We start from the raw sequence: 8142 nt of genomic DNA, 5'->3' as shown, positions 1-8142 counted from the left end.
CGCGGGCGGCGACGAGTCCGAGCGTGAGCAGGATGCCGACGATCCCTGCGGCGAGCACTCCGGCACCCACGACGACGAGCGACTGTCCGACGTAGACCTCGACGCCGGTGGCGGTGCCATCCAGCAGCGTGGTCGTCATCGTGGCGATCTGACCGGAGATCAGCCAGGCGCCGACGGCCGTCGTGGCGAGGGAGACGACCAGGAGCAGCCAGAATCCGATGCTTCGAGTGAGTGACTTGTTCATGACACCCACCCTTGCGGATGCGCTGATGAGCCCGCGATGCGGGAGCTATGAGTCGACTGTGCGGAGATCAGTCCTCGACGGCGGCCGTGCGCTTCAGATGCAGCACGACGACCGTGTAGGTGGCTGCCGAGAGCGAGGCCAGCACCATGTGGATCCCGACGAGGAGCGGGGGGAGGCCCTCTCGTGCCTGCCACACGCCCACACCGACCTGGACGAGGATCGCGAGCACGAGGACGAGGAGCCAGCGGCGGGGCTCCAGACGCTGTACCCAGGCGGTCACCGTCAGGAAGACGACCAGCGCGGCGAGGATGTAGCCGGGCCAGGAGTGCACGTGCGCAAGCACCGTCGCGTCGAAGCCGTGGCGCAGGACGTCGGCGTCACCGGAATGCGGTCCCGACCCCGTCGTGAGGACGCCGAACACGATCGTGACGGCGAGTGCGAGGCCCGTCACGTGGGTCACGGCTGCGAACCAGGCGGGCACTGCGCGCTCTCGCGGGCCGGCGGGCGTCCGGAGCCGCACCAGGAACGCCGCGGTGATGCAGACGAGCAGCAGCGACGACGTGTAGTGGAAACCGACGATGAACGGGTTCAGCCCGGTCAGGACGGTGATGCCGCCGACGAGGGCCTGCGCGACGACGCCGATCAGCACGAGCCAGGCGAGCAGGACGAGGTCGCGCCTGGTGGGAGTCGAGCGCACGGAGCGGACTGCCGCAGCGATCACGGCGACCAGCAGCACCCCCAGGGCGATCGGCGAGGCGGGGAAGTGCAGAGGAGCGGCGATGGCGAACGCGGCGGCAGCCGCGACGATCCCGCCCAAGGCGAACCAGAGCGCGTTGACGAGGCCGCGCTTTCCGGTGAACAGGTGCAGCACCAGCAGCACGACGACGAGGGCGATGATCCCGACGACACCGGTCATCAGGCGGTTGCCGAACTCGATGATCCCGTGGATGCCCTGCACCTCGAGGATGGGAACGAGGGAGTCCGGGGTGCACAGCGGCCAGTCCGAGCATCCGAGGCCCGAACCGGTGAGGCGGACGGCTCCGCCGGTGCCGATGATGATGGTCTCGCTGAGGAACGACAACCACGCGAAGACCGTCAACGCACGCCCCCAGGACGCGGAACGAGGAGCGACCCCTCGCGTCGTCGAGGTGGTGGGGATCAACGTCTCGGGCATAAGTCCTCCGGACCGCGCGAGACGTGGCGGGCATGGCCCGTCCGCCAGGCGGAACCTGTAGAATCGGATTGTTGCGATGGGCGCTGACAGCGCTGAAGCATCGTCAACAGTTTAGGCGCGATGGAAGCGCCGGTGATGAGGGCCCACCAACGGCACCCGCTCCCGCAGACTCGACGGGGATCAGGTGTGTCGGGGCGGATGACACCGTTTGGGACCTGTGAGGAGAGTGTTGGATGTCGGATGTGCTGATCGACCGCCCGGAGCTTGACGGTCTGGGGGTGTACGAATTCGGCTGGCACGATGAGGATGCTGCGGGTGCCATCGCGAAACGCGGCATCTCCGAAGATGTCGTCCGGGGGATCTCGAGCCTCAAGAACGAACCCGAATGGATGCTGAAGACCCGGCTCAAGGGATACCAGCTCTTCGGGCGCAAGCCGATGCCGACGTGGGGTGCAGACCTCAGCGAGATCGACTTCGACAACATCAAGTACTTCGTCCGCTCCACCGAGAAGCAGGCGCAGACGTGGGAAGACCTCCCCGCCGAGATCCGCGAGACCTACGAGCGTCTCGGGATCCCCGAGGCCGAGCGTCAGCGCCTGGTCGCCGGAGTCGCCGCGCAGTACGAGTCCGAGGTCGTGTACCACCAGATCCGCGAGGACCTCGAGGCCCAGGGCGTCATCTTCATGGACACCGACACCGCTCTGCGCGAGCACCCCGAGTTCTTCGAGGAGTACTTCGGCACGGTCATCCCCGCCGGTGACAACAAGTTCGCCGCGCTGAACACCGCTGTCTGGTCGGGCGGATCGTTCGTCTACGTCCCCAAGGGCGTGCACGTCGAGATCCCGCTGCAGGCCTACTTCCGCATCAACACCGAGAACATGGGCCAGTTCGAGCGGACCCTGATCATCGCCGACGAGGACAGCTACGTCCACTACATCGAGGGCTGCACGGCCCCGATCTACAAGTCGGACTCCCTGCACTCGGCCGTCGTCGAGATCATCGTGAAGAAGAACGCCCGTGTGCGCTACACGACGATCCAGAACTGGTCGAACAACGTGTACAACCTCGTCACCAAGCGTGCCGTGGCTTACGAAGGCGCGACCATGGAGTGGGTCGACGGCAACATCGGCTCCAAGGTGACGATGAAGTACCCGTCGATCTACCTGATGGGCGAGCACGCGAAGGGCGAGACCCTGTCCGTCGCCTTCGCCGGACCCGGTCAGCACCAGGACGCTGGCGCGAAGATGATCCACATGGCGCCGTACACGCAGTCGTCGATCGTCTCGAAGTCGATCGCACGCGGAGGCGGCCGTGCCGGTTACCGCGGCGAGGTCCGTGTCGATGCCGCTGCGCACCACTCCGCGAACACCGTGCGCTGCGATGCCCTGCTCGTGGACACGAAGTCGCGCTCCGACACCTACCCGGCCATCGACATCCGCGTCGATGACGTGCAGCTGGGCCACGAGGCCACGGTCTCCAAGGTCAGCGAGGAGCAGCTCTTCTACCTGCAGTCCCGCGGTATGCCCGAGGACGAGGCCATGGCGATGATCGTGCGCGGTTTCATCGAGCCGATCGCCCGAGAACTGCCGATGGAGTACGCCATGGAACTGAACAAGCTCATCGAGATGGGCATGGAAGGATCGGTCGGCTAAATGGCGGCCTCGACGACAGCGCCCAGTGAGGCGCAGCACACGAACGCGCACATCGACCCTGCGGCTCAGGTCGCGGCGGCGGGCTTCGTCCCGGTGCAGACCCGCTCCGAGCGGCCGCACTCGTTCGAACCGTCCGACTTCGGAGCACCGACCGGACGCGAGGTCAACTGGAAGCACACGCCGGTGGCGAAGCTCGCCGGACTCTTCTCCGATGAGCCGGGCGAGGAGAACGCCGTGACCTACGGTCTCGACGCTGTCGAGGCGTTCCTGGAGCCCTCCTCGGATGAGGAAGGGCCCTACGGGGAGTTCTTCCGTCCTGAAGATCTCTCCAGCGCCCTCGCCTGGAAGCATGGCCCGCGTGGACTGCACATCCAGCTCCCGGCTGAGGCAGAGCTCGACGAGCCGGTCGTGGTCCCGATCACGGGCACGGGCGCCGATAAGCGTGCGTTCGGTCAGATCCTCATCGAGGCGAAGCCGCACTCGCGCGGCACCGTCGTGCTCGACCACTCCGGTTCCGCGCAGTACGCGCAGAACGTCGAGATCATCGTGCGCGACGGCGCGAGCCTGACCGTCATCAGCCTGCAGCGCTGGGACGATGACGCGGTGCACGCCGCGGCTCACCAGGCCACCGTCGGTGCCGATGCCACGCTGAAGCACTTCGTCATCAGCTTCGGCGGCGGTGTCGTGCGCGTGAACCCGAGCGTCGAGCTCACGGGCGCCGGATCCGAGGGATACCTCTACGGGCTGTCCTATGCCGACGGCGGTCAGCACCTCGAGAGCCAGGTCTACCTGCACCACAAGGGTGCGCACACCAAGGGCGACGTGCTCTACAAGGGCGCGCTGCAGGGCGAGGACGCACACAGCGTCTGGATCGGCGACGTGCTGATCGGTGCCGACGCAACAGGCACCGACTCCTACGAGGCGAACCGCAACCTGGTGCTGACCGAGGGTGCTCGTGCCGACTCGATCCCGAACCTCGAGATCGAGACCGGCGACATCCTGGGAGCCGGGCACGCGAGTGCGACCGGTCGTTTCGACGACGAGCAGCTCTTCTACCTTCAGGCCCGCGGCATCACCGAGGAGGAGGCCCGTCGTCTGGTCGTGCTCGGATTCCTCACCGATATCGTGCAGCGCCTCGGCATCCCCACCCTCGAGACCGAGTTGCTGGCGGCCATCGAGGCGGAGCTCGCCGAGGTGAGCGCATGACCGCCGAACGCGTCTGCGGAGTCTCCGACCTCGAACAGGACACACCGCTGCGCGTGGACCCGAGCGGCGTGCCCATCACGGTGATCAAGGACGGCGAAGGAGTGATCCACGCCATCGGCGACACCTGCACGCACGGCGACATCTCGCTGTCCGAGGGCTTCGTTGAGGGCGACACGGTGGAGTGCTGGGCACACGGCTCCGCGTTCTCCCTCCTCACCGGCAAGCCCCAGAATCTCCCCGCGTATGAGCCGGTCCCGGTTTACGTCGTCCAGATCGACGGCGACGACGTGCTCATCGATCCGACTGTGATTAAGGAAGTCTGAAGAATGTCTGTTCTCGAGATCCGCGACCTGCATGTGACGGTCGAGACCGAGGCGGGGACCACCCCGATCCTCAACGGAATCAACCTCACCATGAACACGGGGGAGACCCACGCGATCATGGGCCCCAACGGCTCCGGCAAGTCCACGCTGGCGTACACGATCGCCGGTCACCCGAAGTACACGGTGACGTCCGGTTCGATCACGTTCGACGGTCAGGACGTGCTGGAGATGAGCGTCGACGAGCGGGCCCGTGCCGGCCTGTTCCTCGCGATGCAGTACCCGGTGGAGATCCCCGGCGTGACGGTGACGAACTTCCTCCGCACGGCCAAGACCGCCCTCGACGGCGAAGCGCCGGCGATCCGCGGCTGGACCAAGGACGTCAAGGAGGCCATGTCGAACCTGCGCATGGACCCGAAGTTCGCGCAGCGCAACGTCAACGAGGGTTTCTCCGGTGGCGAGAAGAAGCGCCACGAGATCCTCCAGCTCGAGGTGCTGAAGCCGAAGTTCGCCGTGCTCGACGAGACCGACTCCGGCCTCGACGTCGACGCGCTCAAGATCGTCTCCGAGGGCGTCAACCGCGCGAAGGAGTCCACCGGACTCGGCGTGCTGCTGATCACGCACTACACCCGCATCCTCCGCTACATCCGCCCCGACTTCGTCCACGTGGTGGTCGCGGGAAAGATCGTCGAAGAGGGCGGCCCCGAGCTCGCAGACCGGCTGGAGAACGAGGGATACGACCGTTTCCTCGACCCCGCAGCCCCCATCGAGGCGTAGGCTGATCGCATGACAGCGACCCTCACGGACGAGAAGTACGACGCGGTCACCGAGGCTCTCAAAGACGTCATGGACCCCGAGCTCGGGATCAACGTCGTCGACCTCGGCCTCATCTACGACCTCGCCTGGGATGACGAGAACGACGCTCTCGTCATCCACATGACGCTGACCAGCGCCGGCTGCCCGCTCACCGACGTCCTCGAGGATCAGACCGCTCAGGCTCTGGACAGCGTCGTCGATCGCTTCCGGATCAACTGGGTCTGGATGCCCCCGTGGGGTCCGGAGCGGATCACGGACGACGGGCGCGACATGATGCGCGCTCTCGGATTCGCGATCTGACCGCACAGAACGTCAAGCAGGACGAAGCGGGCGCGACTACGCGCCCGCTTCGCTGACTCCGCACCGGTGCGGGGCGAGACTCGGGAGAACGAATGCTTCAGGTGAAAGCCCTGCCCTTGGCCGAGCTTCGCGAGCGGACGAGCGAGAAGTGGCGGGAGTATCCGGCCGACGTGCTTCCCCTGTTCGTCGCCGAGACCGACTTCCCTCTCGCGCCTGCCATCACGGCGGCCCTGCAGCGTGCGGTCGAGATCGGCGACACCGGCTATATGGCGTCGAGGACCCCTCTTGCGCAGGCCTTCTCGGACTTCGCATCCCGCCGTTACGGGTGGGAGCCCGACCCCGCGCGAATCCGCAGCACGGCGGATGTGAGCATGGGGATCGTCGAGATCCTGCGCCGTGTCACGCAGCCGGGGGAGCGCGTGGTCGTGACGCCGCCGGTCTATCCGCCCTTCTACGACCTGGTCGCCGAAGCCGGTGCGGAGGTGGAGCGGGTTCCCTTCCGCGACACCGGGACCCGGTGGGAGCTGGATCTGGACGGGATCCGCGCCGCCTTCGAAGACGGAGCGACGGCCATCCTGCTCTGCAACCCCCACAACCCCACCGGTACGGTGCACGGACGCGACAGCCTCACTGCTCTCGCGGAGCTCGCCGACGAGTTCGGTGTCGCCGTGGTGTCGGACGAGATCCACGCGCCGCTCGCCCAGCCGGGTTCGGGGTTCACACCTTTCCTCGCGGTGAGTGATGTCGCGCAGCGGGTGGGGTACGCGCTCGTGAGCGCGAGCAAGGCCTTCAACCTCGCCGGGCTCAAATGCGCCCTCATGGTCACGGCCGACGACGAGACGAGCGCCGTGGTGCGCGGACTCCCGGTCGAGGTCGAATGGCGCACCGGGCAGTTCGGTCTGCTCGCCGCCGTCGCTGCGTTCTCGGAGGAGAGCGACGAGTGGCTCGACGGGCTGCTGCGCACTCTGGACGAGAACCGCCTGCTGCTCGGGGATCTGCTCGCCGCGCACCTCCCCGGAGCGCGGTACCGCATTCCCGATGCCGGCTACCTGGCGTGGATCGACCTCACCGCGTTGGAGTGGGGCGACAACCCGGCCAGACGGATCCTGAAGGACGCGAAGGTCGCCCTGCACTTCGGGCCCGCCTTCGGCGCGGAGGGCGCAGGCCACGTGCGGTTGAACTTCGGCACCAGTCCGGAGATCCTCACCGAGGCCATCGAGCGCATCGCGTCGCTCGTCGGCCGATGACCGCCCCGTCCGAGGCCGCGACGATCTGGGATCGTCACCGCATCTGGGTGACCCTCGGCGCGGTCGCACTGATCTTCCTCGCGGCGATCGAGGCTCTCGCCGTCACGACCGTCATGCCCATCGTGAGCGCGGCCCTGAATGGAGAGGCGCTCTACGCCGTCGCCTTCGCGGGGACGCTGGCCACGAGCGTGATCGGCATGGTCGCGACCGGAGCATGGTCGGACGCCCGGGGTCCCCGCGGCGCGCTGTACGTCGCCGTGTCGCTCTTCATCGTCGGCCTGCTGATCTCGGGCTTCGCCGTCACGATGCACCAGTTCCTGATCGGGCGACTGGTGCAGGGGCTGGGGACGGGTGGACAGACGGTCGCGCTCTATGTCGTGGTGGCGCGGCTGTACCCGCCTCACCTGCACGGGCGCATCTTCGCCGCCTTCGCCGCGGCTTGGGTCGTCCCGTCGATGGTCGGTCCGTTCCTCGCGGGAGCCGTCGCCGAGTATCTCGACTGGCGCTGGGCCTTCCTCGGCGTGGCCGTGCTCACCGCTTCGGCTTTCCTCATGATCGCGGTGCGGCTCCGTGGGGTCGACCTGGGGCAGGGGGAACCGCAGGATCGGAGGGCGCTCGTCGTCCGGCTGCTGCTCGCAGTGGTGGTGGCGGTACTCGCGGTCGTCATCGGCTTCTCGGCCGAGATGGAGCCGTCGATCGGGTGGCCCGTCGCGATCGGAGCCGTGCTGGCGATCGGGTTCGCGGTGCTGCCGCTGTTGCCACGGGGTACGCTTCGAGCCGGACCCGGGTTGCCCAGCGTCGTGCTGATGCGCGGCATCGTCGCCGGTGCGTTCTTCGCCACGGAGGCCTACATCCCGTATCTGCTCATGAGGAAGTTCGACTTCAGTGCGACCTGGGCGGGCATCGCCCTGATGCTGGCGGCACTGGCGTGGGCAACCGCCTCAGCCCTGCAGGGGCGGTTCGGAGAGCGTCTGGGCAACCGCCGCATCACGGCGATCAGCCTGGGCTCGCTGCTGATCGCGATGCTGTGCGTGCTCTTCGCTACGGTCTTCGATGTCTCGCCCGCTCTGGTGGTCGTCGGCTGGGCATTCGCCGGCGGCGGGATGGGCCTGCTCTACCCGCGCCTGACCGTGTTGACGCTCGCGTACTCGAACGAGACCAATCAGGGGTTCAACTCGTCCGC

Annotated in this window: 8 protein-coding genes and 1 pseudogene; 7 read left to right on the top strand and 2 right to left on the bottom strand. The window is 67.3% G+C overall.

What is annotated here, in order from left to right; translation table 11 throughout:
• Positions 1-244 (bottom strand): annotated as a pseudogene (locus DSP71_RS24120) (hypothetical protein); the annotation flags it as partial.
• Between the two features lie 67 nt (positions 245-311).
• Positions 312-1418, bottom strand: a complete 1107-nt coding sequence (locus tag DSP71_RS16210; RefSeq protein WP_052748805.1) for a heme A synthase — start codon at positions 1416-1418, stop codon at positions 312-314.
• Positions 1419-1651: 233 nt separating this feature from the next.
• On the opposite strand from DSP71_RS16210, the gene sufB reads away from it, so the two are divergent.
• From sufB to DSP71_RS16175, 7 genes are all read left to right on the top strand, one after another.
• Positions 1652-3070 (top strand): Fe-S cluster assembly protein SufB, encoded by a 1419-nt coding sequence (gene sufB / locus DSP71_RS16205; protein WP_021200759.1) that lies wholly within the window; start codon positions 1652-1654, stop codon positions 3068-3070.
• Positions 3071-4276 (top strand): Fe-S cluster assembly protein SufD, encoded by a 1206-nt coding sequence (gene sufD / locus DSP71_RS16200; protein ID WP_113681600.1) that lies wholly within the window; start codon positions 3071-3073, stop codon positions 4274-4276.
• The gene (locus tag DSP71_RS16195; protein WP_046749146.1) at positions 4273-4599 is read left to right on the top strand and encodes a non-heme iron oxygenase ferredoxin subunit; all 327 of its coding nucleotides are present in this window, start codon (positions 4273-4275) and stop codon (positions 4597-4599) included. Before sufD ends, DSP71_RS16195 begins: the two co-directional genes overlap by 4 nt.
• A gap of 3 nt (positions 4600-4602) precedes the next feature.
• The gene (sufC, locus tag DSP71_RS16190) at positions 4603-5373 is read left to right on the top strand and encodes a Fe-S cluster assembly ATPase SufC (RefSeq protein ID WP_046749145.1); all 771 of its coding nucleotides are present in this window, start codon (positions 4603-4605) and stop codon (positions 5371-5373) included.
• A 9-nt stretch (positions 5374-5382) separates the two neighbouring features.
• Positions 5383-5712, top strand: coding sequence for a metal-sulfur cluster assembly factor (locus DSP71_RS16185; protein WP_021200756.1), 330 nt, complete (start codon positions 5383-5385; stop codon positions 5710-5712).
• Between the two features lie 92 nt (positions 5713-5804).
• Entirely contained in the window at positions 5805-6959 is a 1155-nt protein-coding gene (locus tag DSP71_RS16180) for a MalY/PatB family protein (protein ID WP_113681599.1), read from the top strand.
• Positions 6956-8142: MFS transporter (locus DSP71_RS16175; RefSeq protein ID WP_258546500.1), on the top strand; the 1187-nt coding region annotated here is incomplete at its 3' end. The genes DSP71_RS16180 and DSP71_RS16175, both read left to right, overlap by 4 nt.

This window comes from Microbacterium sp. H6, assembly GCF_003314775.1.
In the GTDB taxonomy this organism is placed as follows: Bacteria; Actinomycetota; Actinomycetes; order Actinomycetales; family Microbacteriaceae; genus Microbacterium; species Microbacterium oxydans.
Note: the sequence above shows the minus strand (reverse complement) of the source record. Positions and strands in the feature narration are given on the sequence as shown.